Origin of the sequence: Actinoplanes sp. NPDC048988 (genome assembly GCF_043197815.1) — a bacterium.
GTDB lineage: Bacteria > Actinomycetota > Actinomycetes > Mycobacteriales > Micromonosporaceae > Actinoplanes.
The window spans coordinates 999,974-1,023,954 of the sequence record NZ_JBICTW010000001.1 but is presented as its reverse complement, the minus strand read 5'-3'; the positions used below and the strand labels follow the sequence as shown (position 1 = coordinate 1,023,954).

General features: G+C 71.3%; 28 protein-coding genes. 13 read left to right on the top strand and 15 right to left on the bottom strand.

Going from position 1 to position 23,981, the window contains the following annotated elements; translation table 11 throughout:
* Positions 1–25 precede the first annotated feature (25 nt).
* Entirely contained in the window at positions 26–1,906 is a 1,881-nt protein-coding gene (locus ACGFJ7_RS04490) for a prolyl oligopeptidase family serine peptidase (RefSeq protein ID WP_392640882.1), read from the bottom strand.
* A 39-nt stretch (positions 1,907–1,945) separates the two neighbouring features.
* Here ACGFJ7_RS04490 and mshB point away from each other — a divergent pair, with 39 nt between their 5' ends.
* The 4 genes from mshB (at position 1,946) to ACGFJ7_RS04470 (ending at position 6,142) form a co-directional block, all read left to right on the top strand.
* Entirely contained in the window at positions 1,946–2,851 is a 906-nt protein-coding gene (gene mshB / locus ACGFJ7_RS04485) for an N-acetyl-1-D-myo-inositol-2-amino-2-deoxy-alpha-D-glucopyranoside deacetylase (RefSeq protein WP_392640879.1), read from the top strand.
* A gap of 62 nt (positions 2,852–2,913) precedes the next feature.
* Entirely contained in the window at positions 2,914–3,432 is a 519-nt protein-coding gene (locus ACGFJ7_RS04480) for a hypothetical protein (protein ID WP_360243220.1), read from the top strand.
* Positions 3,433–3,920: 488 nt separating this feature from the next.
* A complete protein-coding gene (locus tag ACGFJ7_RS04475) occupies positions 3,921–5,675 on the top strand; it encodes a VanW family protein (RefSeq protein ID WP_392640876.1) in 1,755 nt (584 codons plus the stop codon).
* Complete coding sequence (locus tag ACGFJ7_RS04470; protein WP_360243214.1) at positions 5,672–6,142, top strand: hypothetical protein; 471 nt, start codon at positions 5,672–5,674, stop codon at positions 6,140–6,142. Before ACGFJ7_RS04475 ends, ACGFJ7_RS04470 begins: the two co-directional genes overlap by 4 nt.
* Here the strand turns inward: ACGFJ7_RS04470 and ACGFJ7_RS04465 are convergent.
* Complete coding sequence (locus ACGFJ7_RS04465; RefSeq protein WP_392640873.1) at positions 6,139–7,101, bottom strand: GNAT family N-acetyltransferase; 963 nt, start codon at positions 7,099–7,101, stop codon at positions 6,139–6,141. The genes ACGFJ7_RS04470 and ACGFJ7_RS04465 overlap by 4 nt on opposite strands.
* Positions 7,102–7,183: 82 nt before the next feature.
* On the opposite strand from ACGFJ7_RS04465, the gene fdxA reads away from it, so the two are divergent.
* The 6 genes from fdxA to ACGFJ7_RS04435 all read left to right on the top strand — a co-directional run bounded on the left by fdxA (position 7,184) and on the right by ACGFJ7_RS04435 (position 11,967).
* Positions 7,184–7,501 carry a ferredoxin gene (gene fdxA / locus ACGFJ7_RS04460; RefSeq protein ID WP_218854020.1) on the top strand — a complete coding sequence of 106 codons (318 nt, stop codon included), beginning with the start codon at positions 7,184–7,186 and terminating at the stop codon, positions 7,499–7,501.
* Complete coding sequence (dapC, locus tag ACGFJ7_RS04455) at positions 7,498–8,589, top strand: succinyldiaminopimelate transaminase (protein ID WP_392640870.1); 1,092 nt, start codon at positions 7,498–7,500, stop codon at positions 8,587–8,589. The genes fdxA and dapC overlap by 4 nt, the downstream gene beginning before the upstream one ends.
* Positions 8,590–8,752: 163 nt before the next feature.
* Positions 8,753–9,394: a hypothetical protein gene (locus ACGFJ7_RS04450; protein WP_392640867.1), complete on the top strand. Its 642-nt coding sequence runs from the start codon at positions 8,753–8,755 to the stop codon at positions 9,392–9,394.
* Positions 9,382–9,936 (top strand): hypothetical protein, encoded by a 555-nt coding sequence (locus ACGFJ7_RS04445; RefSeq protein ID WP_392640864.1) that lies wholly within the window; start codon positions 9,382–9,384, stop codon positions 9,934–9,936. The genes ACGFJ7_RS04450 and ACGFJ7_RS04445 overlap by 13 nt, the downstream gene beginning before the upstream one ends.
* 10 nt (positions 9,937–9,946) lie before the next feature.
* Entirely contained in the window at positions 9,947–10,582 is a 636-nt protein-coding gene (locus ACGFJ7_RS04440) for an SIMPL domain-containing protein (protein ID WP_360243199.1), read from the top strand.
* Positions 10,583–10,647: 65 nt separating this feature from the next.
* Positions 10,648–11,967, top strand: coding sequence for a DUF4407 domain-containing protein (locus ACGFJ7_RS04435; protein WP_360243196.1), 1,320 nt, complete (start codon positions 10,648–10,650; stop codon positions 11,965–11,967).
* Here the strand turns inward: ACGFJ7_RS04435 and ACGFJ7_RS04430 are convergent.
* From ACGFJ7_RS04430 to ACGFJ7_RS04405, 6 genes are all read right to left on the bottom strand, one after another.
* Positions 11,960–12,955: an SDR family oxidoreductase gene (locus ACGFJ7_RS04430; RefSeq protein WP_392640861.1), complete on the bottom strand. Its 996-nt coding sequence runs from the start codon at positions 12,953–12,955 to the stop codon at positions 11,960–11,962. The two genes, ACGFJ7_RS04435 and ACGFJ7_RS04430, sit on opposite strands and share 8 nt — an antisense overlap.
* 36 nt (positions 12,956–12,991) lie before the next feature.
* A complete protein-coding gene (locus tag ACGFJ7_RS04425) occupies positions 12,992–13,645 on the bottom strand; it encodes a hypothetical protein (RefSeq protein ID WP_392640858.1) in 654 nt (217 codons plus the stop codon).
* Between the two features lie 420 nt (positions 13,646–14,065).
* The gene (locus ACGFJ7_RS04420) at positions 14,066–14,734 is read right to left on the bottom strand and encodes a hypothetical protein (RefSeq protein WP_392640855.1); all 669 of its coding nucleotides are present in this window, start codon (positions 14,732–14,734) and stop codon (positions 14,066–14,068) included.
* Positions 14,735–14,757: 23 nt separating this feature from the next.
* The gene (locus ACGFJ7_RS04415; protein WP_392640852.1) at positions 14,758–15,234 is read right to left on the bottom strand and encodes a hypothetical protein; all 477 of its coding nucleotides are present in this window, start codon (positions 15,232–15,234) and stop codon (positions 14,758–14,760) included.
* A 70-nt stretch (positions 15,235–15,304) separates the two neighbouring features.
* Positions 15,305–15,793, bottom strand: coding sequence for a hypothetical protein (locus ACGFJ7_RS04410; protein WP_392640849.1), 489 nt, complete (start codon positions 15,791–15,793; stop codon positions 15,305–15,307).
* Between the two features lie 430 nt (positions 15,794–16,223).
* Positions 16,224–16,613, bottom strand: a complete 390-nt coding sequence (locus ACGFJ7_RS04405) for a RidA family protein (RefSeq protein WP_360243178.1) — start codon at positions 16,611–16,613, stop codon at positions 16,224–16,226.
* Between the two features lie 31 nt (positions 16,614–16,644).
* On the opposite strand from ACGFJ7_RS04405, the gene ACGFJ7_RS04400 reads away from it, so the two are divergent.
* Complete coding sequence (locus ACGFJ7_RS04400) at positions 16,645–17,367, top strand: class I SAM-dependent methyltransferase (protein WP_392640846.1); 723 nt, start codon at positions 16,645–16,647, stop codon at positions 17,365–17,367.
* A 16-nt stretch (positions 17,368–17,383) separates the two neighbouring features.
* Complete coding sequence (locus ACGFJ7_RS04395) at positions 17,384–18,133, top strand: SDR family NAD(P)-dependent oxidoreductase (RefSeq protein ID WP_392640844.1); 750 nt, start codon at positions 17,384–17,386, stop codon at positions 18,131–18,133.
* Here ACGFJ7_RS04395 and ACGFJ7_RS04390 read toward each other — a convergent pair.
* The 6 genes from ACGFJ7_RS04390 to ACGFJ7_RS04365 all read right to left on the bottom strand — a co-directional run bounded on the left by ACGFJ7_RS04390 (position 18,130) and on the right by ACGFJ7_RS04365 (position 22,138).
* Positions 18,130–18,837 (bottom strand): carbon-nitrogen hydrolase family protein, encoded by a 708-nt coding sequence (locus ACGFJ7_RS04390; protein ID WP_392640841.1) that lies wholly within the window; start codon positions 18,835–18,837, stop codon positions 18,130–18,132. The two genes, ACGFJ7_RS04395 and ACGFJ7_RS04390, sit on opposite strands and share 4 nt — an antisense overlap.
* A 29-nt stretch (positions 18,838–18,866) precedes the next feature.
* Positions 18,867–19,607, bottom strand: a complete 741-nt coding sequence (locus tag ACGFJ7_RS04385) for a class I SAM-dependent methyltransferase (RefSeq protein WP_392640838.1) — start codon at positions 19,605–19,607, stop codon at positions 18,867–18,869.
* 88 nt (positions 19,608–19,695) lie between these two features.
* A complete protein-coding gene (locus ACGFJ7_RS04380) occupies positions 19,696–20,076 on the bottom strand; it encodes an SRPBCC domain-containing protein (protein WP_392640835.1) in 381 nt (126 codons plus the stop codon).
* A complete protein-coding gene (locus ACGFJ7_RS04375; protein ID WP_392641295.1) occupies positions 20,073–20,381 on the bottom strand; it encodes a metalloregulator ArsR/SmtB family transcription factor in 309 nt (102 codons plus the stop codon). The genes ACGFJ7_RS04380 and ACGFJ7_RS04375 overlap by 4 nt, the downstream gene beginning before the upstream one ends.
* Before the next feature lie 61 nt (positions 20,382–20,442).
* Positions 20,443–21,495 carry a MerR family transcriptional regulator gene (locus ACGFJ7_RS04370; protein ID WP_360243157.1) on the bottom strand — a complete coding sequence of 351 codons (1,053 nt, stop codon included), beginning with the start codon at positions 21,493–21,495 and terminating at the stop codon, positions 20,443–20,445.
* A gap of 46 nt (positions 21,496–21,541) precedes the next feature.
* A complete protein-coding gene (locus ACGFJ7_RS04365; protein ID WP_392640832.1) occupies positions 21,542–22,138 on the bottom strand; it encodes a LysE/ArgO family amino acid transporter in 597 nt (198 codons plus the stop codon).
* 69 nt (positions 22,139–22,207) lie between these two features.
* On the opposite strand from ACGFJ7_RS04365, the gene ACGFJ7_RS04360 reads away from it, so the two are divergent.
* On the top strand, positions 22,208–23,020 hold the full coding sequence (locus ACGFJ7_RS04360; protein ID WP_392641293.1) for a LysR family transcriptional regulator ArgP: 813 nt from the start codon (positions 22,208–22,210) through the stop codon (positions 23,018–23,020).
* Here the strand turns inward: ACGFJ7_RS04360 and dapD are convergent.
* Positions 23,017–23,958 (bottom strand): 2,3,4,5-tetrahydropyridine-2,6-dicarboxylate N-succinyltransferase, encoded by a 942-nt coding sequence (gene dapD, locus ACGFJ7_RS04355; protein WP_360243151.1) that lies wholly within the window; start codon positions 23,956–23,958, stop codon positions 23,017–23,019. The genes ACGFJ7_RS04360 and dapD overlap by 4 nt on opposite strands.
* Positions 23,959–23,981 lie beyond the last annotated feature (23 nt).

The window sequence follows — 23,981 nt, the reverse complement described above, 5'->3', positions numbered from 1 at the left end:
CCCTAGGGGACGGGTACGACAAACTTCAGCGCAGGAACGCCAGCTCCTCTTCGAGCGTGGCCGACTCCACAGCCGCGAAACCCGGCAGGGTGGCCCCCACGACCAGCAGAGAGTCGGTGGGCTCGGCGCCGCGCAGGCTGTGGTGGGCGTAGACGTCGGCCGAGTCGTGCCGGTCGCCCAGGTAGCGCTCGGCGAAGGGGGCCGGCAGGTCGTGCCAGTCGAGCACCGGCGAACGGGCCACGCCGCGATGGAAGATGTCGGGCCGGCGCAGCACAGCCATCGCCGCCAGCCACCCGCCGAGTCCGGCGCCGCGCACGGCCACGGTCGACAGGTCGAGGTCGGGATGCTTGCCGACCAGCGCGAACAAGGCGTCCACCTGATCGGCCAGCGAGACGTCGACGAGCCGGCGGTGCACGACCTTCTCGAAACTGGGCGCCACACCCGGCGTACCCCGGCCGTCGATCGTGACGACGGCGAAGCCGGCGTCGGCCCACCACTGCTTCTCGGGCCAGGTCAGCGGGTCGTGCACCACCTGCTGCCGTCCGGGGCCGTCGCCGAGCGTGACCAGCACCGGCAGGCGGGTGCCGCTGACGAAGGCCGCCGGGTACCGCACCGCGGCCGGCAGCCGCCGGTCGGTCACCCGCTCGAGAATCGGCGGGTTCGCGGCGGGCGGCGTCGCGGCCAGCGTGCGCAGGGTGGAGACGTGAGCCTCGCCGCGCCACACCTCGCCGTCGACGACCAGGACGTCGCCGCCGGCCTCGGCCCGATGCCAGCCGGGGGCCGAGGTGATCTTCTTGGCCTCGGCGCCACCGCCGCCCAGAGACGTACGCACGCGGAAGACGTCCTGACTCCACGGGTCGCCCTCGGTGCCCTCGACGATCAGGTCGGGCGCCCCCGACGGCCCGCCCGGGCGGGGCACCGAGCCGACGACCCGCCGGACGTAGAGGCCGGGCGGCGTCAACAGGCTGCCGTCGGCGAACAGGCAGCGCGCGTCGAAGCCGTCGTGGGCCAGCTCGCCGCCGACCAGCACCCGGCCGTCGGGCAGGTGCCGGGGCGTGCCGGTGACCGGCTCGACCCAGCGCGCGTCGGCCAGCTCGGCGTGCACCTGCGTCTCCCCGGTACGCGGATCGATCGCCAGCACCAGGCCGTGCTGCTGCAGGCGGCGCAGCACGGTGATCAGCGGGCCGCCGCTGTCGGCCCAGCGCACGTTGACCACGTACGGATAAGTCTCCCGGTCCCAATGCACGTCGACCCAGCCGTAGTCCAGGTCGAGCAGGTGCAGGCTGGTCGAGGCGGCCGTGCGCGCGGCGAGGATCTGGTTGCCGTCCGGCGCCCACCACCAGCCACGCCGCCGGCCGAACCGGCGGGCCGCGTCGTCGGGTACGCCCCAGGAGATGGATCCGCCGTGCTCACGCCAGGCGCTGTCCGGCTCGCCGGCCAGCAGCCGATCGCCCTCGGGACCGGCCACCCGCAGCGAGGCCGCCCCGTCCCGCCAGGTCACGTAGCCGATGCGGCGACCCTCGGGATCGGGCCGGGGATCCTCGACCGGCCCCTCGGCCGGCACGGCGGTCACCTCGCCGCTGACCAGGTCGGCCCGGCAGAGCCGGCCCTCGAACGCGAAGGCCGCCGTCCGGCAGTCACGATCGACGGCGTACGAGGTCACCGGTTTCGCCGAGACCAGCGTCTCGGTGGCGGTCGCCACATTCAGGACCCAGAGATTGCCGTACGGATCCTCCGGCCCCGACGAGCGCAGGAAAGCCACCCGTGCGCCGTCCCCGCCGACCGTCACCGCGTGCGGCGCGCCGTAGCGGAAGTGACCGGTGCGCTCCGCGAGTCCGGGGTAGTCCACCTGGACAGCATCGCTGATCACAATGCCTCCGCGCGCCCCAAACCGGCAGCCCGGCATCGCGAAACCTCCGCCGCGGTCCCGCGTAGAGTTGCGCCCGTGACTGACGCCCTGCCCGCACGCCGGCTGCTGCTGGTGCACGCCCACCCCGACGACGAGGTCACCGGCACCGGCGCCACCATGGCCCACTACGTGGCGTCCGGCGCCCACGTGACGCTCGTGACCTGCACTCTCGGCGAGGAGGGTGAGATCCACGTACCCGCACTCGCGCAGCTCGAGGCCGCTCAGGCCGACCAGCTCGGCGGCTACCGCATCGTCGAGCTCGAGCGCGCCTGCGCCGCGCTGGGGGTGACCGACCACCGCTTCCTCGGCGGCGCCGGGCGCTACCGCGACTCCGGGATGATGGGCCTGCCCACCAACGACAACCCGCGCGCGTTCTGGCAGGCCGACCTCGACGAGGCGGCCGGGCTGCTCCTCGAGATCATCCGCGAGATCCGGCCGCAGGTCATGATCACGTACGACCCGAACGGCTTCTACGGTCATCCCGACCACATCCAGGCCCACCGGGTGGCCATGCGGGCGGCCGAGCTGGCCGGCGACGAGGGCCCGGAGAAGATCTACTGGACCGCGATGCCGCTCAGCGTCCTGCGCGACGGCATGGAAGCGTTCCGCGAGCTCTCCGACAACCCGTTCGCCGACGTCGAGCGCGTGGAGGACCTGCCGTTCGGCCACCCCGACGACGAGATCGCCGCGCGGATCGACGGCACCGACTACTACCAGCAGAAAGTGGCGGCGATGCGCGCGCACGCCACCCAGATCCCCGACAACTCCTGGCTCTACGGCATCGCCGGCGACTTCGGCGGCGAGTTCATGGGCGTGGAGTACTACACGATCGCCAAGGGCGAGCGCGGCCCCGGCGAGGGCCCCCACGGCTGGGAGAGCGACCTGTTCAGCGGCCTGGGCCTCGAGCAGTCAGCCACGGCCTCGGAGGGCTCGGCCCGATGAGCCGGGCGGACACGGGCGCCCGCGTCCCGATGGCCCGTGCCGCTTCGGACGAGGAGACCGCGGTGAGCGCATCACAGACGGACGGCGACGAGACGACGGCCGACGTCGCGTCCGGCGAGCGGCCCACCATCGAGGTCGCACCGAAACGCCAGCCGTGGGCCGGCTACGAGTCGCTGATCCGGTGGGGCGGCCTGGTCGTCGCCATCCTGGCGTCGTTCGTGAGCGGCGTGTTCGAGCTGCTGCTGACCACGCTGCGCGCGGGCGACCTGGTGTCGGTGTGGCGCGGCGACGCGATCGGCTCCGGCGGCGGCCCACTGCTCGGCCTGTCGGTGGTGCTGGCCGCGGTGCTGAACTACGGCATCGCCTGGTTCGCCGTCACGACCACGCGCCGCAAGTGGGCGCTCGGGCCGCCCTGGGCCCTGTGGACGCTGATGATGCTGCTCGCGGCCGGCGTGCGCACAAGCGAGGGCGACTACCTGCTCGGCGGCGAGAACTGGATCGCCCTGGTGATGATCCTGGTCGGCAGCCTGACGTACGCGGTGTACTCCTATCGCTTGATCTTGAAGCGCACCCTTCCCTGAACCACCCACCGCACGCGATCCTGGTCAGGCCATTTCCGCCGATCATTCGCGCGTTCTCCACAGCCCCGCGCCTTATCCACAGGCCACCAGCACGATCTTGCGACTTTTCGCCATACTGACCGACGGGGGCTCCCCCTGGGAGGGCGGGCGTTGGGCGTTGGGCGTGGGCATGTGACGGATGAGCGAATCGAGATCGGCTGATATCGTGGCCGGCCGATTCGCGGGGCTTCCCGCGCCCGACGGTGAGGTGAGCGCGCGTGCCATCCAGCCCGGAAACTCCGTCCGCGGTCGCGGGTTCTGCCGCTGCTGGGCCTGCGCCAGCTGCGTCCGCGCCCGCTCCCGCTGCTGTGCCCGCGCCGGCTGCTGCTGTGCCCGCGCCCGCTGCTGGGTCCGCGCTGGCTAGTGCGTCTGCGCCGGCTACTGGGTCCGCGCCGGCTGCTGCGTCCGCGCCGGCTACTGGGCCAGAGCCCGCGCCCGCTGCTGAGCCCGTGCCCGCTGCTGAGCCCGTGCCGGCTGCTGGGCCCGCGCCCGCTCCTGCGCCGGCGCCCGCTGCTGCGCCGGCGCCTGCTGACGTGCCCGTGGCGGCACGGCCGCGGGTGAAGGCTCGTTGGCTGGTCGCGGGTGGTCTCGTCGCTGTGCTCGGCCTGGGGGCGGCCGGCGGCGGGGCCTATGTCACGGCCGGGGACATCCCGCGCGGAACCCAGGTGTTCGGGATTGATCTCGGGGCCACGTCGCGGGCTGAAGCCGAGCGCCTGATCAGCGCTGAGGCGCAGGCTCGGGCCACGCGGCCGGCACGGGTCGCGGTCGATGGCATAGCGGTGACCCTTCAGCCGGCGGCGGTGGGGCTTGCCATCGACGTTCCGGCGACTGTCGACGCGGCGGCCGGCAGTGGGCCGCGGTTCTTCGGGACCAGGGAGATCGCGGCCGTCGTCCGGGTCGACGAGCAGAAGCTCGAGGCGGTGCTCAGGAAGCAGGTCCCGGCCGGGCGGGTCACCATGAAGCGGCCGGGCCTCTCCTTCGCCGGTGTCGCGCCCGTGGCCACGTACCCCCAAGCCGGTCTTGACCTTGACCGGCGGGTCGCGGCCGCCAGGGTGCGTGAGGCTTGGCCCCTGGGGGATCTGGCCGTGGTGCCGCTTGTCGAGCGGACCCCGGTGACCACCAAAGCGCAGGTCGATGAGCTGATCGCCGGTCTGGCCAGGCCCGCGGTGGCGGCGCCGGTGACCGTGGCCGTGGGCGCTGTGAGGTTTCAGCTGGCGCCGGCGGCGATCGCGAAGGGGCTGGTCTTCCGCTCGGATGCCGATGGGCGGCTGACGCCGGCCATCGATGCGGCGAAACTGCGGGCCGCGGCCGCCGGGGAGTTCGCCAAGGCCGAGACGCCCGCCCAGCAGGCCAAGATCTCGCTGGCCGGTGGAGCTCCGAAGGTCGTCGCGAGTACGCCGGGCAAAGCCGTCGCGCTCGGCGGCGAGCTGCTCGCCGCGCTGCCGAAGCCGGCGCCGCGCGCGATCACCGCGACCCTCGTGGACACGCCGGCCAGTGGCACCGACGCCGAGCTGGCCGGGCTCGGGATCAAGGAGCGGGTGTCGACCTTCACCACGTACTTCACCGGGGGCGCGAAGTCGCCGCGCAGCCAGAACATCATCACGATCGCCAAGGCGGTCGACGGCGCCGTGGTCAAGCCGGGCGAGACGTTCTCCCTCAACGGGCACACCGGTGAGCGCGGCTACCACAACGGATACAAGGACGCGCCCGTGATCGTCAACGGGGTGCTCGAGCCGGGCGTCGCCGGTGGGGCCTCCCAATTCACGACGACTCTGTTCAACGCCGCCTACTACGCGGGTCTCGAGGACGTCGAGCACAAGCCGCACTCGTTCTACTTCTCGCGCTACCCGGCCGTCATCGAGTCGACGATCTTCTATCCCACCCTCGATCTCAGGTTCAAGAACACCACGCCGTACGGGATCCTCGTCGACACCGCGACCACGGGCCGTTCCGTGACCGTCTCGATGTGGGGCACCAAGGTCTACGACAGCGTGAAGACCGTGTACGGGCCGCGGCGCAACCGGACCAGCCCGCCCACCGTGCACCGCGAGGACGGGCCCCGGTGCCTAACTAGCAGCGGACTCCCAGGTTTCACTCAGGACGCATGGCGCGTCATCCGCAAAGATGGCCGGGAGATCGAGCGCAAGAAGTTCACCTGGCGCTACGATCCCGAACCACGATTCGTGTGCGGGGAGGAAGAATGAGGCAGCAGCGCTGGTTCCCGGCCGCCGCGCTGGCGGTCGGTCTGTTCGCGATAAATGTGGTGGCCCGGCTGCTCACGCGGTTCGTGTTCGACGGCGACGACGTCGCCGAGAACCGCGCCTCGATCACCATGTTCGCCCTGATCGGCCTGGTCCTCGCGGTCTACACCTTCATCGTGTCGCAGCGCCGCCGGCCCTCCGAGTGGCTTCTGCCCGACCTGGTGTTCGGCGCCGTCGGCGGCCTGCTGCTGACCATCCTGGTTGGACCGTTCATCAGCGGCGGGCAGCCGTTCTCGGGCGGCGCCGGCAACTTCTTCTCGCAGGTCTGGCTCTACGGCGGCTTCGCGATCGCGGGCACGCTCGTCGGGTACTGGGTGGCCATGATGCTGGGCAAGGACTACCGGTCGCGGTCACTGAAGGCCTACAGCGAGACCCGCCGGGCGAAACCGCGCCGGGTCGTCCGTCGCTAGAGCGGCGCTTCGCGCGTCAGGTACGTGTGGTGGGTCGTGAAGCCGATCCGGCCGTACAACGTCACCGCGGCCGTGTTGCGCTCCTCGACCTGAAGGTAGGCGCGGGTCGCGTTGTGCTGCGTGGCCCACTGGGCCAGGCCGCGCACCACGTGCTGGGCGAGACCGCGGCGGCGAGCGGCCGGGGCCGTCTGCAGCAGCGAGACGCCCAGCCGGCGGCCCGGGTCGGTGACCGCGCCCCGGGCGACCGCCATCAGCTCGCCGTCGCCGTCCCGGACCTGGGCGAACACGACCTCGTCGGGCCCGGTCAGGATGTGCGCCGCGGCCGCCGGCAGCGTGCCCTTGTGCTCGGCCACCATGGCGTACCAGTCGTCGCCGGGGGTGTCGGCCAACTCGACCGGTGGCAGGTCGGTGCGGGCCTCCAGGCGGGAGATCAAGGGCGTGAGCAGGGCCGTCTGTACGAGGGTGAGCGGCCGCGCCGTCCATCCGCGGGCGTCCAGGGCCGCGTTGACCGGGGCCGCGAGCGGCATCGGCGCGTTGATCAGCGGCCGCTGGCCGTGCGCGGTGTACCACTCGGTCACGGCGTCGATCGCCGCCTCGAGCGTGCGGTCGGGGTCGCCCACGGCCAGCGCGGAATTGGCCCGGCCGGTCCAGTTGCCGGCCGCGCGCAGGATCCAGCTGCCGAGCCGGGCCTGCACCGGGGCCGGCCAGGCGGCGTTCGCGGCGAGTTCCAGGTCGATGACGTCACGGGCCGGCGGGCGGCGGGCCGGCGGCACCCGCTTGGCCCGGTGCACCTCGCGCAGGGGCACCTTGACGGTGCCCTTGTCGGTGGCGATGGTGAGATCGGTGTCCGTGAGGTCGACCAGCTCGCCCAGGGCATCCGTGTAGAGCGTCCGGTCCGGGGTAACGCCTACAATTCGGCGTACCACCACCCGGTGTCCCACATCCTGCCGACGGAGCACGTGTCACCTCCTCCGGCGGAGATACTAGGCTCTGCAACTGTCGCCGGCGGTGAGCCGTGCGAGGCTTTGGAGGGAAAGACCCGTGACCTACATCATCGCTGAGCCGTGCGTCGATGTGCTCGACAAGGCATGCATCGAGGAATGCCCCGTCGACTGCATCTACGAGGGCAACCGGATGCTCTACATCCACCCCGATGAGTGCGTCGACTGCGGGGCGTGTGAGCCGGTCTGCCCGGTCGAGGCGATCTTCTACGAGGATGACGTCCCGGAGCAGTGGAAGGACTACACGAACGCGAACTACGAGTTCTTCGAGGACCTCGGCTCGCCCGGTGGCGCGGCCAAGGTCGGCAAGATCGACAAGGACTCGCCGTTCATCGTCGCCCTCCCGCCGAAGGCTTGAGCGCGCTTTCGGCGGCCCTGCCGGACTTTCCCTGGGATCTCCTGGAGCCCGCCAAGGCCAAGGCCGCCGCTCACCCCGACGGGATCGTCGACCTCTCGGTCGGCACCCCGGTCGACCCGGTTCCCGAGCTGATCCGGCGCGCCCTCGCGGAGGCGTCGGACGCTCCGGGGTACCCGTTGACCGCCGGCACCCCGGCGCTGCGGGCGGCGATCGGTGACTGGCTGGCCCGCGCGTGCCACGCGTCGGGCCCGCTGGGCGTGCTGCCCACGATCGGCTCCAAGGAGCTCGTGGCCTGGCTGCCGACCCTGCTCGGGGTCGGCCCGGGTGACGTCGTGGTGATCCCGTCGGTCTGCTATCCGACGTACGAGGTGGGGGTCCGGCTGGCCGGCGCGACGGTGATCCGGTCCGACTCGCTGACCGCGGTCGGGCCCACCCCGCGCGTCAAGCTGGTCTGGATCAACTCGCCGTCCAACCCGACCGGCAGGGTCCTGCCGGCCGAGCACCTGCGCAAGGTCGTCGACTGGGCGCGCGAGCGCGGCGCCGTGGTCGCCAGCGACGAGTGCTACCTGTCCCTGGGCTGGGAGACGCAGCCGGTCTCGGTGCTCGACGACGCGGTGACCGGCGGCGACTACACCGGCGTGATCGCCGTGCACTCGCTCTCCAAGCGGTCCAACCTGGCGGGATACCGGGCCGGGTTCGTCGGCGGCGACCCCGCCCTGATCGGCGAGCTCCTCGCGGTCCGTAAACACGCCGGCATGATCGTTCCGGCGCCCGTGCAGGCGGCCATGATCGCGGCCCTGGGCGACGAGACGCACCTGGCGGCCCAGCGCGACCTCTACGGCGCGCGCCGCGACACCCTGCGTACGGCGCTGGCGAAAGCCGGTTTCGAGATCAGCCACTCCGAGGCGGGCCTCTACCTGTGGTCGACTCGGGGCGAGGACAGCTGGCAGACCGTCGACTGGCTCGCTGAGCGGGGCATCCTGGCCGCACCGGGCGCTTTCTATGGGCCGGCGGCGGACAAGTACGTCCGGATCGCGCTGACCGCCACCGACGAGCGGGTCGCGGCGGCCGTCGCCCGTCTCACCTGATCACCGCTCGCCGTCGCTGATCGTGATCACCGGATCACTCCCCTGATCCGTACCTGAGATCGTCGAAACCGCTGATCAAGTCCCGAGGCGGGGATTCGCGGGGTCGAATGGCGGCCGGGTTGTGCGCTACTCTCGGTGGCAGCCGGAGATCGGGGGAGCGCCGGTGAACTCTTTCGTCCACGCACGCAAAACGGATAGCGATGCCCGCCTCGCCGACGCGCGGCGGTTCGTGTCCGATGTCGAGTCGTCGCCGAGCCAGGCCCAGCGGATCACCGGCCCGGACCGGACGGGCACCGCGTGGGCGGTGGTCGACTCGGTGGGCCGGTTCGTCGACATCGGACTACGGCCCGGCTGGTGGGATGCCCTGGGCTCGGACGACGTGGCCGCCGGCCTGATCGAGGCCCTGGAATCGGCCCGCATGAAAGCGGCATTGGTGCCACTGCTGAGGCGCCGCAACGGCACCCCGCAAAAGCCCGACACCATCGGCACGCTGACGCCATTGCCGGATCTGCCGTCGCCGGACGCGGCCGACTTTCTCGATGCCGCGCGAGGGCGGATCGCCGAGGCGTACCGGCTGATCGACGAGGCCGGCAAGCGGATGCGGGAGCGGCAGGCGCCCCGGGTCGTCGCCGGCCCGCGAGGTCTGTTCCGGCTGCATGTGCGCGGCGGGCGGATCGAGCGCGCCGAGGCCGGCCCGCGACGGCCCACTCCCGGCGATACCGAACGGCTTGTCGCCGACGCGCGTGACGCCCTCACCGAGCTGGCGCGGGGCCGCGACGACACCCTCGGCGTGTGGCGGAGCTGATGGCCGACGACGGCACCTTCCGTGCGGCCACCGAGTTGCTCCAGGAGGCGGCCGGGCGGCTGAGCGACGCGTGGCAGCAGCTCGCCGAGTCGGTGCGGGATCTGATCGAGCGATCCCGGCTCCTGCTGCGGGCCGACGGCGTCTGGCCGGCCGTCGTGCCGGATCTGCCGGCCCAGGTCGGCGAGGCCATCACGGCTGTCGACGGGCTGCTGGGCCGGCTCGGCCCCGGCGTCGAGCGGATCATCGAACTGCTGCGGGCGGTCGCGGGCCGGGCCGCGCCGGTTCTGTCGCTCATGGAGACCGCGATCTCCCGGTGGCTCGGCCCCGCCCGGGCGGGCAATGTCGCGTACTTCGCCGATCTGGGTCATCTCGGCGCCGACCTGACCGGCCGGTTCGTCGGGGCCGCGATCGAGGCCGACGAGACCGCGGCCGCCGGGCTGCCGGCGTACGCGGGAAATCTCCGCCGCCTGGCCGACCGGGTCGATCTTTCCGTGCGCCGGGCCGCCGACTGGGCCACCGACCTTCAGCGGCTGTCCGGGTAGCGTTTCGTCCATGAGCGAGCAACCGACGATCGTGGTCCGCGGCGAGGCGTTCCGCGAGGTGCCGCCCGAGCAGGCAGTCATCTCCGTGACCGTTTCGGCCCGCGACCGCGACCGTGAGACCGTGGTCAGCCGGCTGCTCGAGCGCTCGGCCGCGCTGCGGGCCGTGCTCGAGCGGGAGGACAGCGAGACCGGCGCGGTGCAGGTGTTCCCGGAGCTCAAGCGCGGCAGTGAGCGCGTCGTGGCGTACACGGGAAATGTCGACACCCGGGTGACCGTGACCGATTTCGACGCGCTGGGCGCCCTTCTGCTGCGGCTGGCCGGGCTCGAGTTCGCGACCGTGTCCGGGCCGTGGTGGCAGCTGCGTCCGGGCAGCAAGGCCGGCGGTGAGGTGCGGCGCGAGGCGATCGCCGACGCGCTGGCTCGCGCGAGGGAGTATGCGGCGGCGGTCGGCGCCCGGGTCGACCGGCTGGTCCAGATCGCCGACGAGGGTGTGGGCGGCGGCCCGGTGATGATGCGGGCCCAGAGCGTCGGCTTCGACATGGCGAGTGACCCCGACCGCGGGTTCGAGCTGGACCCGCAGCGGCAGACCGTGCAGGCGGCGGTCACGGTCCGGGTGACGATCACCGAGCCCGACCTCTCGGCCTAGCAGCAAGTTGTCCGCTATCGCGAAAACCGTCCGGAGAACCACCCTTTTCGGCAAGACTGGTCGACATGCCGAAGGGCCGCGGAGACGTCCTGCTGCGGGTCGCGAACGTCAACCCCGACAGCGTGACCACACACACCGACCGGGTTCTCTACTCCGCGATCGGTGCTTTCATCCTTCTCTACTTCGTGTACGCCACGCTCGGTGGCGCCGCTTTCATCGACGCCGGCTCCAACTACCAGCATCCCTGGTACCGCTGGCTGGTCGGCCCGATGGTCGCGGCGGGAGTGGTCGCGTACGACCGGGCCGTGGTGGGCCGGGTGTCGATCAGCTACGAACGGCTCGACTCCACCGATCCCCAGCACTTCCTGAAGCGGCCCACGATCGGCCTCTACGCGGGCCGGCTCGGCCTGGCGCTGCTGTTCGCCGTGCTCATCACCGAGCCGTTGATGCTCTCCCGCTATCAGGGCGAGATCGACGCCCGGCTCAACGAGGTGCACAACCAGCAGCTCAGTCAGATGGACAAAAGCGGAGTTATTGGTACGTACGTCGTACGGCTGGGCGAACTCAAGCGGGAGACGGCCGCCGATGACGCCGCCGTGCGCGACCTGACCGACCGGGCCGCCCAGAAACGGCACGACGCCCGCGACCTCTACGACCAGGCCCTCGCCGACTCGGCCGGCAACGGCGTGTCCCGGGCCGCCGGCTGCCCGAGCGGCGGCTACTGCGACTCCCTGGTCAAGCGCTCACGGTCGCTCGACGTCGAGGCGGCCACGCTCGACAAGCAGGCCGGGACGCTGCTCGACACGCAGCGCGCGGCCCGCGAGGCCCGCAACGCCGAGCAGGTGGAGCTGACCCGGCGGATCGGCGAGCAGCGGGCCCTGAACACCGAGTCGGTGCGCGACAACGCCGGCTTCGGCGCCCGCACCGCCGCCATGTGGCACCTCGTGACCACCGACTTCTGGGGCGTCGGCGTCTTCTACATCGGCATCATGCTGCTGCTGGTGGCGCTGGACTGCGCGGCCGTCGGGCTCAAGTTCGCCTCCAAGGGCAACGCGTACGAGCGCAACGAGGCCCGGGTCGCCCGCCGGCACGAGCACGAGGCCACCCTCCTGCACGAGCGCGGCATCCAGGACGCCCGCACGTACGGCGAGGCGATGGCGAAGGTCGTGGCCGAGAGCATCGAGGCCGCCACCCACGACGAGGAGGTGGCCCGCACCTCGGCCGAGCGGGCCGGCGAGGTGCTGCGCCACTCGGTCGTGGTGCCGGCCGAGGTCGAGGAACTGGCCGCGCACGACGGCAAGCACCACCGTGCGCTGCGCAGCGAACTCCTGCACGCGGAGCGGGAGCACGACGGCCGCCACCGCCGCAACATCCGCGCTATCTGAGCTTGTTCGCCGCCCAGACCAGGGCGGCGCCGGCCAGCCCGGCCGCGATCAGGCCGTGGTGCTGCGACAGCCAGAGCTGGGCGCTGCGGGACTTGGCCTGGTCGTCGAAATCGCCGTGCGCGCCCGCGTCCGGCTCGCCCCGGCCGTCGGCCGGATCCCACAGGTTGGCCGGCTCGTCGGCCGGGCGCTTCTCGTCGGTCTGCTGGCTGTCGAAGCCGGTCTTGGCCAGGTAGCGGTCGAGGACACCGGGCGCGACCGCGTTGGCGATCATCGTCCCCGCTGTGGAGCCGCCCACCCAGTATTCGCGGCGCTTCGGGTGCTCGGCCGCGTACAGGACGGCCTTGGCCGCCACCTCGGGCTGGTAGATCGGCGGCACCGGCTGGGCCTGGCGGGGCAGCCGGGACAGCACCCAGCGGAACTGCGGCGTGTTCACGGCGGGCATCAGCACCATCGTCGTGTGCACGTTGCTCTTGTCGTGCAGCAGCTCCACCCGCAGCGCCTCGTTGAAGCCCTGGATGGCGTGCTTGGCCCCGCAGTAGGCGGTCTGCAGCGGGATGCCGCGGTAGGACAGGGCCGACCCGACCTGCACGATCGTGCCGCGGTCGCGCGGCCGCATGCGGGTCAGCGCGGCCTTCGTGCCGTACACGTAGCCGAGGTAGGTCACCTCGGTGGTGCGGGTGAACTCGTCCATGCCGATGTCCGCGAAACGGGCGAACACCGAGCTGAACGCGTTGTTCACCCACAGGTCGATCGGGCCGAGCTCCTTCTCGATCCGGCCGGCCGCCTCGTCGACTGCGGCGAAGTCGGCCATGTCCACTTCCAGCGGCAGCGGGGTGCCGCCGGCGCGGCGCACGTCCTCGGCGGCCGCGGCCAGGCCGTCCGATCCGCGCGCCAGCAGAGCGACCGCGTCGCCGCGCGCCGCCAGCCGGCGGGCCACCGCCCGGCCGATGCCGCCGCTCGCGCCGGTCACTACGGAGATCCTTGTCATGAGGTGCAGGTTCCGCGATAACGGCCCGAGGAAACCTCAATCCGACGTCTGGCGTACGCCGGAGGCCTGTACCGGCACGGTGAAGATCGCCCCCTCGCACGCGGCCGCGGCGTTCCGGTTCATGGTGAGGGCCGTGGTGACGGCGAACGCGCGGACGGCGTTCTGCTCCACCTCCCAGGTCACGTCGAACCGGGGCCGGGTGAACACGACGGCGGCACCGGTGCAGCCGGCGTCGCGGTGCTCGGGGTCGGCGACGATGTTGCCGGTGCCCGGGCCGACCGCGGTGATCCGGATGGGGTAGCCGGTGTCATTGGTGACGGTGACGGTCAGATTCCCGCTGTCCCCGCGCCGCAGCGGCACGTTCAGGTCGGACCGCCCGCGCAGGGCCAGCTCGACCGGCCCGGCGTCGGAGACGGGCCGCGTCTCGGACCCGGTGATCTGCCAGTAGGCCCAGGCCGCACCCGCGTTGACCACGACCGCGGCGACCGCCGCGACACTCAGGATGGTCCGGGTACGCCGGTCCAGCTTGGCGCCGCGGCGGACGTCGCCCGGGCTGCGCACCTCCCACGTCGGCTCCTCGTGGTCGGCCGTCTCGAGCTCGATGTGCATGTCACCGGTCCGGTTGCCGTTCCTGCCGCGGTCGCGGTTGCCGCCTTCACGCAGCCGAGTGAGGACTTCACGCCGCATCATGACGGTGCCTCCATGTTCGCGCGCTCCTCCTCGACGGCCGGTGTTTACTGTTTGTACAACGGTCGCCGACGACGCCGGGTCATGTGATCGGGATTCCGTCCGCCGATGTGCGCGCATAAATCGCACAAGCCCGCCTGTCCGGCCTAACCCGGTCGGGGGAACCCCCGTGACAAACGAGCGCGGCCGCGCTGACCTGGGCTTTCGTACAGAGTGGCCATTATCGGCGCGGACGCGGCCCTAGCAGCGAAAACCAAAAAAGCAAATCCACGGCACCCCGCCCGGTACGAATGGATGTCGCGTTCTCGGAGCATCGCCCAGATCGCGTCGAACGGACTAATTCGACCGGGCTAATCGAGGCCCCGGCTAAATCGATCGAGCCCCCGGCGCGGGACCCCGCCGGGGGCTCGATCATTTCCCCACCTATTCAGGAATGTCCGCCGGTGCCGAGTCGCTGGCGGACGGCTCGACCGGTTTCGGTGGCTGCTCCGAAGGGGTCGTCCCGCTGGTGGATGGCGGCGAGTCACCGGGCGTGGGCCCGGCCGTCGGACTCGACCGCGAAACGGCCGCCGGCGCGGTGCCGGAAACGACGGCGGCCTCGGTAGAAGCTGTGGGAACGGGTGCGGCGGGCGTGGCGGTCGGAGCGGCACGGGCGACTTCGGCGACGGCCTGCGCGGCCTTCGTCGGCGCCGGGAAGTTGAGCTTGGTGCTTCTGCCGCCCTCGGCCCCGGTCCAGAGGGCGAAGCGAGGAACAATCGTCCAGTACCACCGCCCACCCGCCACCTCGTCGGCCCCGAAGACGACCGACTCGGTTGCCTTTCCCGTCGCGGCGACGGCGCGCGAGATGCTCGGCAGCATCGGCACATCGACACTGTGCGCCGTCACGACGTAGTGGTCCATCCGGATCCCCGGCGCGATCTCCTGCGCACTCCAACTCACCACTGCGGCCTTGGACTGCTTCGCGACGCTGGGTTTCACCCCTCGTGGCATACCGGCGGTGCGTGCCCTGACTTCGGCGGATCCGCCGATCATCCAATCGGCTTCAGCGACGAGAGTGCCGGCGATTCCGAGTGCCGCTACGGTGGCGCCCACCAACAGGTATCTCGCCTGGTTCCTCATCGCCCGGCCTTCCAGCCCGTTCCGGTCAGTGCGATGGTGAACTTGGTGTTCGCGCACTTGGGCGTCGCGCCCCTGGGCATGGTCACCGCTATCGAGCCGGACAAAGTAACGCGTTGGTGCGGCCGGACGGCAACGGGCAGGCGCCCGTTGTAATCACCGACCCGGAGGTTGGCCGGCGTGGCTGGGCAGTCGCGCCGAGCTGTTCCCACCACGCGGGCGTCGAGGCTTCCCAGGGTCAAGGGAAAGTCGAAGGGGTTGACCACACTCACCTTGATCCGGCGGGTAGCGCCGGGGTAGAGACTCGTCACCGGCTGGCCAGTCAGCGAGAGCCGGACACTACCGCTGTCATCGCGGTCGCCATGGGTGAGGACCATGGCCTGCTCATCGGGCGTGCCTTGCTGGCCGGAGGCCGCTACGACGCAGGCCATCACCAGCGTGGCGGTGGCCGTGATGGCGGTCAGCCATGCCTTCAAGGTCGCCTCACTCGGATCGAAGGTGTGCTTTCGGTGCGGGTGGGTGCGTCACGCACCCACCCGTGGCACATCAGCTGGCGGCGATCTCGCCGCTCATCGTCGCGGTGACCTTGAGGGTCTGGTTCGCGCAGGCCGGGTCGGCATACTGACCCATTTTGATGGTGCCGAGGACGACCGCCGTGGGTGATTGGCCGGCCGGGATGACGGTGTTGTTCGGAACCGGACCGAAGCTCAGGTCGGCCTCTTTCACGCCACAGCTCTTGGAGTCCGACTCGACCTTGTCGATCTTGATCTCATTGATCTTCACCGGGTAGTCGTTTTCGTTGTTGACGGTCGCCGGGGGGATGGTGACCGAGTGCCCCGGCCAGAGGCGCGTCTCCGGACTCGTGCCGGCGATCTTCACTGTGGTCGTCACAACCTTGATCGCCGAGGAGGAGGCGCTGACGTCCGCGCTTCCCTTGAACCAGCCGGAGGCGTAGGCGAACGCGGCGGTTCCTCCGGCGACGGCGAGGACGGCGCCGGCGACGAGTGCGGCGGAACGCTTGGTGAACTTACGCATTTCGGGGTCCTCCTGGGACGGTCAACTAATCGCTTGTGAATGGTGTGGCCGGTGCTCTCGGCGTTCCGGCGCTGCGACAAAGATGACCGAACCCGTACGGAGAAACGATAGTGCTTCCGCCCGTGCTGTTCCGCACGTGAAGACAAGCGACTACCGCCGTTCCGTTGACCCCGCAAGGATGACGGGAACGTGAGCCTTCAAGCTCCGGGCTTGCGTCTGAGATCGTCCGAACCGCCGTGACCAGTGACAACGAGTCGCTATCAGCCGGCTGCCACGGCATCAACCAAAGTTGAGATCCACTGATCCGATACGGCGCTGTAATGTGAGAAATGGGGGTTCAAAATCGCGATACTTGCCGCTCGGCAAGTGCGCCTGGACACTAATGAGTGACGCTATTTTCCCAGTGCGTCACCTGAAAGAGGCTTCCAGGCTATGCCTCTGTCGCGGCGATGGCCTCGATCTCGACTTTGAAGGCGGGATCGACCAGAGCGGCCACCTGGACGAGCGAGCTCGCGGGCGGCTTCGTACGGTCGATGACCTCGTCCCGGGCCGTACGGAAAGCTCCCAGATCGCCCAGGTCCGTCAGAAAGACGGTCAGCTTGACCACATCGGACATCGAGGCTCCGGCGGCGGCCAGCGCCGCCGCGACGTTGCGGAAGACCTGGCGCGTCTGTTCCAGCGCGTCGCCCGGGCCCACGAGCTGCCCGTCCGCGTCGAGCGGCACCTGGCCCGAGACCAGCACCAGCGCGCCGGTGACGGTGACCGCGTGGCTGTATCCGTTGGTCGGCGGCGTTCCCTCGGGCCGCAAATGGTGCTGCACGGGATCGAGCCTAGCCGCTACGGTCGGGTCCATGGCTCTGGTCTTCGGCGAGGTGGCCGGTCTCTACGACGACGTACGCCCCGGCTATCCGGAACAACTGCGCCGGGCCATCGCCGAGCGGGCGCCGGACGGCCGCGCCGTGGACATCGGCGCCGGCACCGGCAAGGGCACCGAGGTGCTGCTCGGCCTGTGCGACGACGTCACCGCGATCGAGCCCGACCCGCGTATGGCCGCCGTCCTGCGCGCCAAGTTCCCCGGCGTCCAGATTCTCGAGACCACCTTCGAGCAGTGGGCGCCTCCGGCCGGCGGCGTGGCCCTGCTCGCCTGCGCGATGGCCTGGCACTGGATGGATGCCGGGACCCGCAACCGCCGCGCCGCGGACGCGCTGGCCCCCGGCGGTGTTCTGGCGGTCTTCGGGCATCGGTTCGGCTACGCCGACGCCGCCCAGTCGGTGGCCATCGGTGAGGTCTTCGACCGGGCCGGCCGCGACGTGCCGATGCGGCCGGCCCACTGGATCGCCGAGGACGTTCGCGGCTGCGGCGTGTGGCCGAGCGTCGAGGAGCTTGAGTGGCATGCGGACCTGCGGCTCAGCACCGACGGCTATCTGGCCCTGACCGAGACCTTCTCGCCGTTCCGGCGGCACCCGCCGGCGATGCGGCGCCGCGTGCTCGACGATCTGCGCGCGGCGATCGACGGCTTCGGCGGCACGATCACCCTCGACCTGCACACGACCCTGGTGCTGGCGCGGCGATGAAAGACGGGAGCGGGAGATGCTGCTGAACGACCGGAACGCGATCATCTACGGCGGTGGCGGTTCCGTCGGCGGAGCCATGGCCAGGGCTTTCGCGGCTCAAGGGGCCAGGGTCTTTCTGGCCGGCCGTACGGCGTCACGCCTGGACCGGGTCGCCGGCGCGATCCGGGAGGCCGGCGGGCGGGCCGAGACCGCCGTGCTCGACGCGCTGGACGAGGCGGCGGTCGACGCGCACGCGGCCGAGGTCGGGCAGATCGACATCTCGGTGAACGTGACCTCGACGTACGACGTGCAGGGCACCCCGTTGGCCGAGATGGCCGTCGACGACTACCTGGCGCCGGTGGCCAAGCCGCTGCGCTCGCAGTTCCTGACCACGCGGGCCGCCGCCCGCCACATGATCCCGCGCAGGCGGGGCGTGATCCTGTTCTTCGGCGGCGAGGGCGACAAGGCGGCCAACCGCATGCACCGCCTCGGCGGCCTGCTGGCCGGGTTCGCCGCCGTCGAGGCGCTGCGCCGCCAGCTCGCGGCCGAGTTGGGGGAGCACGGCATCCGGGTGGTCACGCTGGCCACGTCCGGCATCGCCGAGTCGCTGCCGGACGACATGCCCGGGGCCGAGGAGATCCGCCAGATGATCACCGCGACCACCCTGCTGGGCCGCGCCGCCACCCTGGAGGACGTGGGGAACGCGGCCGTCTTCGCCGCGTCGGACTGGGCCCGCACGATCACGGGCGCCAGCATCAACGTCAGCTGCGGAGCGTTTCTGGACTAGACGCGGGCCAGCTGCTCGGCGAAGAGCGTGGCCCGGGCCATCTCACCCGGGGCGCGGCCGGTGCGGGCGGCGACCAGGCCGTCCGGCTGCCAGATGCCCGAGCGGCCGGCGGTGGCCGGATAGGACGGGCCGCTCGCGCCGGCGCACGAGGCGATGGCGGTCCACACGCCGTACGTGGTGCTGATCCGCCGCGCCCGCTCGGCCAGCACGACGTCGTCGGCGGGCTCGTCGACCACACCGGCCACGTAGGCGTCGATGCCGAGCGCGGCCGTGTCGGCCGCCTGCTGCTCGATGCCGGTGTCGCGGCAGATGCCCAGGCCCAGGCGCCAGCCGTCGACCTCGACGACCTCCGGGCCGCCACCGGCCAGGAAGCGGCCCTCGGTGTGGTGCGGGTACTGCTTGCGGTAGACGACCTGCACGCCGTCGGCGTCGACGCGCAGCATGGCGATGTACGGGCCCGGCACCGGCGCGCCGACCAGCGCGACGGTGTCGGTGGCGGTACACGAATCCACCAGCGGGGCCAGGCGCGGATCGTCGGGCTTGAGCAGGGGCGCGTCCAGGTCGTACCCGGTGAGCGAGAGCTCGGGGAAGACCACCACGCGGGCGGCGGCCGCGCGAACCGCGGAGGCGTGCCGCGTGACGTTGGCGGTGATGTCGAGCGGGTGTACCGGCGGTTGGGCGACGGCGATGACCAGAGAGCGCATGGGGCGATCTTCCTGTGGGGGATGCGGTTCTAAGGACGTACTGCTTGCACGAGGAAACGGTGCGCGGTCACGGTCAGCCCGCCGTGCAGGCGGATGAACGTGTCCAGTCGGGCGAGAGCCTCGGAGTAGCGGCTCGGGGTGAAGTCGCGGATCTGCCAGGGCAGGTCGCGCAGTTGGCGGATCACGGCACCGATGTCGTGGAAGGTGACCGGCGGGCGCTCCTCGCGCACGTCGGTGACTTCGAGTCCGGCGGCGCTGAGCGCGTCCACCGCGACGTCGGCGTTCCAGGGCTGGCGGTGGGCCGGCGGCGCGTCCAGCGCGTGGTTGAGCCCGGCCAGGTCGTCGCTGCCGACCTGCTGGGTGAGGAGGCGGCCGCCGGGCCGCAGCAGTCGGACGATGTCGGACGCGGGGAGCCGCCCATGCCGGCTCAGCACCACGTCGAATTCGTCCTCGCCGCCGGGAAGTTCGGTCAGCACCGGCACGTCGAACGGCGCCAGCCTGTCCCGGGCGACGGGGGTGTTGCGCGCCCAGCTCTCCACCGCGACGGTGTGCCGGGGGAGCGGGGTCAGCTCGGCCAGCAGCTCGCCGCTGCCGGTGTCGAGATCGAGCAGCGAGCCGGCGTCGCGCAGGAGAGCGCGGGCGATCGTGGGGTACGACCAGGTCGGCTCCGAACCGACGTGACGCCCGTCCAGCCAGGCGAACTCCCAGCCGGTAGCGCGCTCGCCGACGGCCGGGTCGGCCGTGTCCTCGTATCGCTGACCGATGCGCACACCCCGACGGTAACCACTCTTCCTATGTCCGAAGCAGGGGGTGTGACATGGCTCAAAACAAGATCCGGGTTAACCGGTCGTTAACTGCTCAGACCGCCGCGGCTTCGACTCGGCGAAGCAGGCCCGGCCAGCCCCGGCCCATTCCGTGCAGCGGCATCGAGTCGGGCACGAAGCCGTCATGAACCAGGAAAAGCCGCGTTCCGCCGCCCTCCGGCTCCAGCCGCCACGTGATGGTGGTGTCGAGGACCCCCTCGGCGAACGTGTACCGCAGCAGCTTCTCCTGCTCCACCTCCAGCACCTCGCACCACTGCGGTCCCCACTCCCGCATGTCGAGGGTGAAGCGGTGGCCGACGACCGGCTTGATGTCGCCGGGCGCCCACCACTTCTCGAGCAGGGCGGGCTCGGTCAGCGCCCGCCACACGGCAGCGGGTGGCCGGGCGATGAACTGGTCGCACTCGATGCTGCTCACAGGTCTTCCGCTCCCTCGACGAAGTCGCGCAGCGCGGTCAGACGCCCGCGCCAGTACCGCTCGAACGGGTGAAGCCAGTCGCTCACCTCGGCCAGCGGATCGGCGGCCAGGTGGTAGTAGCGATGCCGGCCTCGCGGCTCCTCGACGACCAGCCGCGCCTGCCGCAGCACCGCCAGATGTTCGGAGACGGCCGGCCGGCTCAACGAGAACCGCCCGGCCAGCTCCCCGGCGGGCAGCGGCCCGTCACGCAGCGCTTCCAGCAACTCCCGGCGCACCGGATTGGCCAGCGCCCCGAAGACATCCATCTCTGGCACGCACCCATAATGCGTCGGAAATCTCCGACACGTCAAGCCGTCGCCAGTCGGCTCAGCGTCTCACCGGCATCAGGATCGAGAAGCGGGAATCATCGCCGGGAACTCGGACGGCGAGGGGTTTGATGGGTCCGTCCAGCTCGAGGATCAGCTGGCCGGCGTTGCCGGCATCGAGAGCCTGCAGCAGGAACTCCCGATTCACGGCTACGTGGCTTCCCGTGTTCGTCGCCCACTCGCTTTCCGGGACGGGACGGACGCCCCCGTCGGGGTCGAAACCCAGGACCGTGACCTCGTACGCCATGCCGTCATGCTCCCGGGTCGCCGCCGGGCCGGTCGCCACCGCCGCGCGCAGGGCGGCCGTGTCGATCGTGGCCCGGCGGCTCGGGTCGGCCAGGCCGTCGAGCAGCCGTCGATGGTCGGGGAAGTCCAGGTCGAGCGGCTTGCCGTCGATGGTCCGGCCGTCGGGCAGGTCGACCCGCACGTCGACCGCGGCCAGATCGACCACGACCGGGCCGTTGACCAGCCGAGGGCGCACGGCGTCGAGGAAGTCGAGCGGCAGGACGGCCCGGGCCGGCGGCCCCTCGACGGTGGCGGCGACGCTCGCCACGGCCATCCGGAAGCGGTCGGTGGCGACCAGGGTGAGCACGTCGCCGGTGACGTCGAACAGGACGGTGCCGAGCATGGGCAGCGTCGGGTCGGCCGACGCGGCGAACCGGACGGCGTCGATCGTGGCGGCCAGCGCGGCGCCGGGCAGGGTCAGGCGGGTCATCAGATGCTCCTCCAGGTCGAGCAGGGCGTGGATGCGCAGGAGCTCACGCTTCGCGTCGGCCAGCCCGTCCTCGAGCCGGCGGCGGTGGTCGGCCAGCCGCCGGCGCACGGCATCGGGATGGTGCAGCTCGCGAACGGCCTCGGCGATCTCCGGCACCGGCAGGCCGACCCGGCGCAGGCCGGCGATCAGCCGCGCCGCCCGGACCTGCTCGGCGGCGTAGCGGCGATAGCCCGTCGCCGGGTCCACCTCGGCCGGGACGAGCACGCCCGCGCCGTCGTAGTACCGCAGCGCGCTGATGCTGAGCCCACTGGCCCGCGCCACCTCGCCGATGCTCCGCATGTCTCCTCGCACCCCTGAGAACCTGGTGCCTCGACCTGGTCGAGGGTCAACCCGCCACCAGTGTCACCGCCACCGCGAGCATCACCAAGGCGATGAAGCCGTCCAGAATCCGCCAGGCCGCGGGACGGGCCAGCAGCGGGGCCAGGCGGTGGGCGCCGGCGCCGAGCGCGGTGAACCAGACCAGGCTCGCGGCGGCCGCGCCGGCGCCGAAGAGCCAGCGGTGCGGATGTTGCTGGGCGACCGAGCCGAGCAGCAGCACCGTGTCGAGGTAGACGTGCGGGTTCAGATAGGTCAGGGCCAGGCAGGTGAGCAGGGTCGCGCCCAGGGTGGCGGGTGCGCGTTCGGCCGGGTTCAGGGCGGCCGGGCGGAGGGCACGGCGGGCGGCCAGTACGGCGTACGTGATCAGGAAGGCTGCCCCGACCCAGCGGATGATCGTGACCATGTCGGGGCGGGCGGTGACCACGGCGCCGAGCCCGCCGATGCCGGCCAGGATCAGGAAGAGGTCGGAGAGGGCGCAGACCAGGACGACGGCGAGCACGTGCTCGCGGCGCAGGCCCTGGCGCAGGACGAAGGCGTTCTGGGCGCCGATGGCGACGATCAGGACGGCGGACGCGGCGAACCCGGCGAGGACGGAGGTGAGCACGCTTTCGACGGTAGGAGTGCTCCATCCCGTACTCAAGCTAAAGATTTTGAGGTTGCATTAGATTCTCTAATCATGGACTTCGCTCAGTTGGCCACGTTCCAGGCAGTTGTCGACTCGGGCAGCTTCGAGGCGGCGGCCCGCCAGCTGCACGTGACGCCGTCGGCGGTGAGCCAGCGGATCAAGGCGCTGGAGCGTTCGGTGGGCCAGGTTCTCCTCCGGCGGGCCAAGCCGTGTGTGGCGACGCCGGCCGGTGAGGCTCTGGTGCGGTTCGCCGGGCAGGTGGCGCTGCTGGAGCGGGAGGCGCTGAGCCAGGCCCGCGACGGCACCCGGGTGTCGATCGTGGTGAACGCGGACTCGTTGCTGACCTGGTTCCTGCCGGCGCTGGCCGAGGTGCCGGGCCCGCGGTACGAGCTGCACACCGACGATCAGGATTACACCGCTGACCTGCTGCGGTCGGGGACGGCGATGGCCGCCGTGACCGCCGATCATGTGGCCGTGCAGGGATGCCGGATCGAGTCTTTGGGTGCTATGCGGTATTTGCCGGTGGGCCGCCCCGGGACGACCGCGATGATCGTCTACAACCGCAAAGATCAGTTGCAGCACCGGTTCCTGGAGTCCATCCAGACCGATATGTCGGAAATGCCAATCCATTACGTCCCAGCGGCGGCGGCCTTCGTCGAGGCGATCAAGCTAGGGCTGGGCTGGGGGATGGTGCCCTCGTCGATCGCGGAAAGCGGGATCGCCGCCGGGCACTATGTCCAATTATTTCCAGGCAAGTTCCTCGACGTGCCGCTCTACTGGCAGTACTGGCGGATCGGATCAGAGGTGCTGGAAGACCTGACGGCCGCCGTCAAAACGGCGGCCGCCATCTCACTGATCTAGTCGTTCGCGTGCAGAGCGGCGTTGAGCTCGATGCCCGTACCCTTGCGCGGCCGCGCCTCGAGCGCCCCCGTCACCGAGTTGCGCCAGAACAGCAGGTTGTCGAGGCCGGAGAGCTCGCGGGCCTTGACCACCCGGCCGTCCGGCAGCGTCAGCTTCGAGCCGGCCGTGATGTAGACGCCCGCTTCCACCACGCAGTCGTCGCCGAGCGAGATGCCGATGCCCGCGTTCGCGCCGATCAGGCTGCGCTCGCCGATGCGCACCTTGTCCTTGCCGCCGCCGGAGAGCGTGCCCATGATGGACGACCCGCCGCCGATGTCGGAGCCGTCGCCGACCACGACACCCTGCACGATCCGGCCCTCGACCATCGAGGTGCCCAGCGTGCCGGCGTTGAAGTTGATGAAGCCCTCGTGCATGACCGTCGTGCCCGGGGCCAGGTGGGCGCCGAGGCGCACCCGGTCGGCGTCGGCGATCCGCACGCCCGACGGGGTCACGTAGTCGGTCATCCGCGGGAACTTGTCGACGCCGTACACCGCCAGGTGGCGGCCGGCGGCCCGCTCGATGAAGCGCAGCTCGTCGACCCGGTCCGGCGGGCAGGGGCCGGCCGAGGTCCAGGCCACGTTGGCCAGCGCGCCGAAGACGCCGTCGAGGTTCAGCCCGTTCGGAACCACCAGCCGGTGCGAGAGCAGGTGCAGCCGCAGGTACGCGTCGGAGGCGTCCTTGATCGGGTCGGCCAGCGAGCCGATCGTGGTGCGTACCTCGACCGTCGACAGGCCGGGCAGCGCCTTGGGCCCGGTCAGCCCGGCCGGCAGCACCGCCGGCTCGGCCGGCAGCTCGCCCAGTCCGAGGAAGGGGTACCAGGTGTCGAGGACCTGGCCATCCGCGGTCACGGTGGCGAGGCCGATGCCCCAGGCGGGGGAGGTCGAGATCGCGTTGTCCACGGCCGGAACTCTACTGGGCGTGA

Excerpts from the sequence above, each read along its gene's own strand:
- ACGFJ7_RS04490 (WP_392640882.1), bottom strand. The coding sequence starts at position 1,906 with ATGCCGGGCTGCCGGTTTGGGGCGCGCGGAGGCATTGTGATCAGCGAT.
- ACGFJ7_RS04470 (WP_360243214.1), top strand. The coding sequence starts at position 5,672 with ATGAGGCAGCAGCGCTGGTTCCCGGCCGCCGCGCTGGCGGTCGGTCTG.
- ACGFJ7_RS04440 (WP_360243199.1), top strand. The coding sequence starts at position 9,947 with ATGAGCGAGCAACCGACGATCGTGGTCCGCGGCGAGGCGTTCCGCGAG.
- ACGFJ7_RS04435 (WP_360243196.1), top strand. The coding sequence starts at position 10,648 with ATGCCGAAGGGCCGCGGAGACGTCCTGCTGCGGGTCGCGAACGTCAAC.
- ACGFJ7_RS04430 (WP_392640861.1), bottom strand. The coding sequence starts at position 12,955 with ATGACAAGGATCTCCGTAGTGACCGGCGCGAGCGGCGGCATCGGCCGG.
- ACGFJ7_RS04425 (WP_392640858.1), bottom strand. The coding sequence starts at position 13,645 with ATGATGCGGCGTGAAGTCCTCACTCGGCTGCGTGAAGGCGGCAACCGC.
- ACGFJ7_RS04410 (WP_392640849.1), bottom strand. The coding sequence starts at position 15,793 with ATGCGTAAGTTCACCAAGCGTTCCGCCGCACTCGTCGCCGGCGCCGTC.
- ACGFJ7_RS04400 (WP_392640846.1), top strand. The coding sequence starts at position 16,645 with ATGGCTCTGGTCTTCGGCGAGGTGGCCGGTCTCTACGACGACGTACGC.
- ACGFJ7_RS04395 (WP_392640844.1), top strand. The coding sequence starts at position 17,384 with ATGCTGCTGAACGACCGGAACGCGATCATCTACGGCGGTGGCGGTTCC.
- ACGFJ7_RS04390 (WP_392640841.1), bottom strand. The coding sequence starts at position 18,837 with ATGCGCTCTCTGGTCATCGCCGTCGCCCAACCGCCGGTACACCCGCTC.
- ACGFJ7_RS04375 (WP_392641295.1), bottom strand. The coding sequence starts at position 20,381 with ATGGATGTCTTCGGGGCGCTGGCCAATCCGGTGCGCCGGGAGTTGCTG.
- ACGFJ7_RS04370 (WP_360243157.1), bottom strand. The coding sequence starts at position 21,495 with ATGCGGAGCATCGGCGAGGTGGCGCGGGCCAGTGGGCTCAGCATCAGC.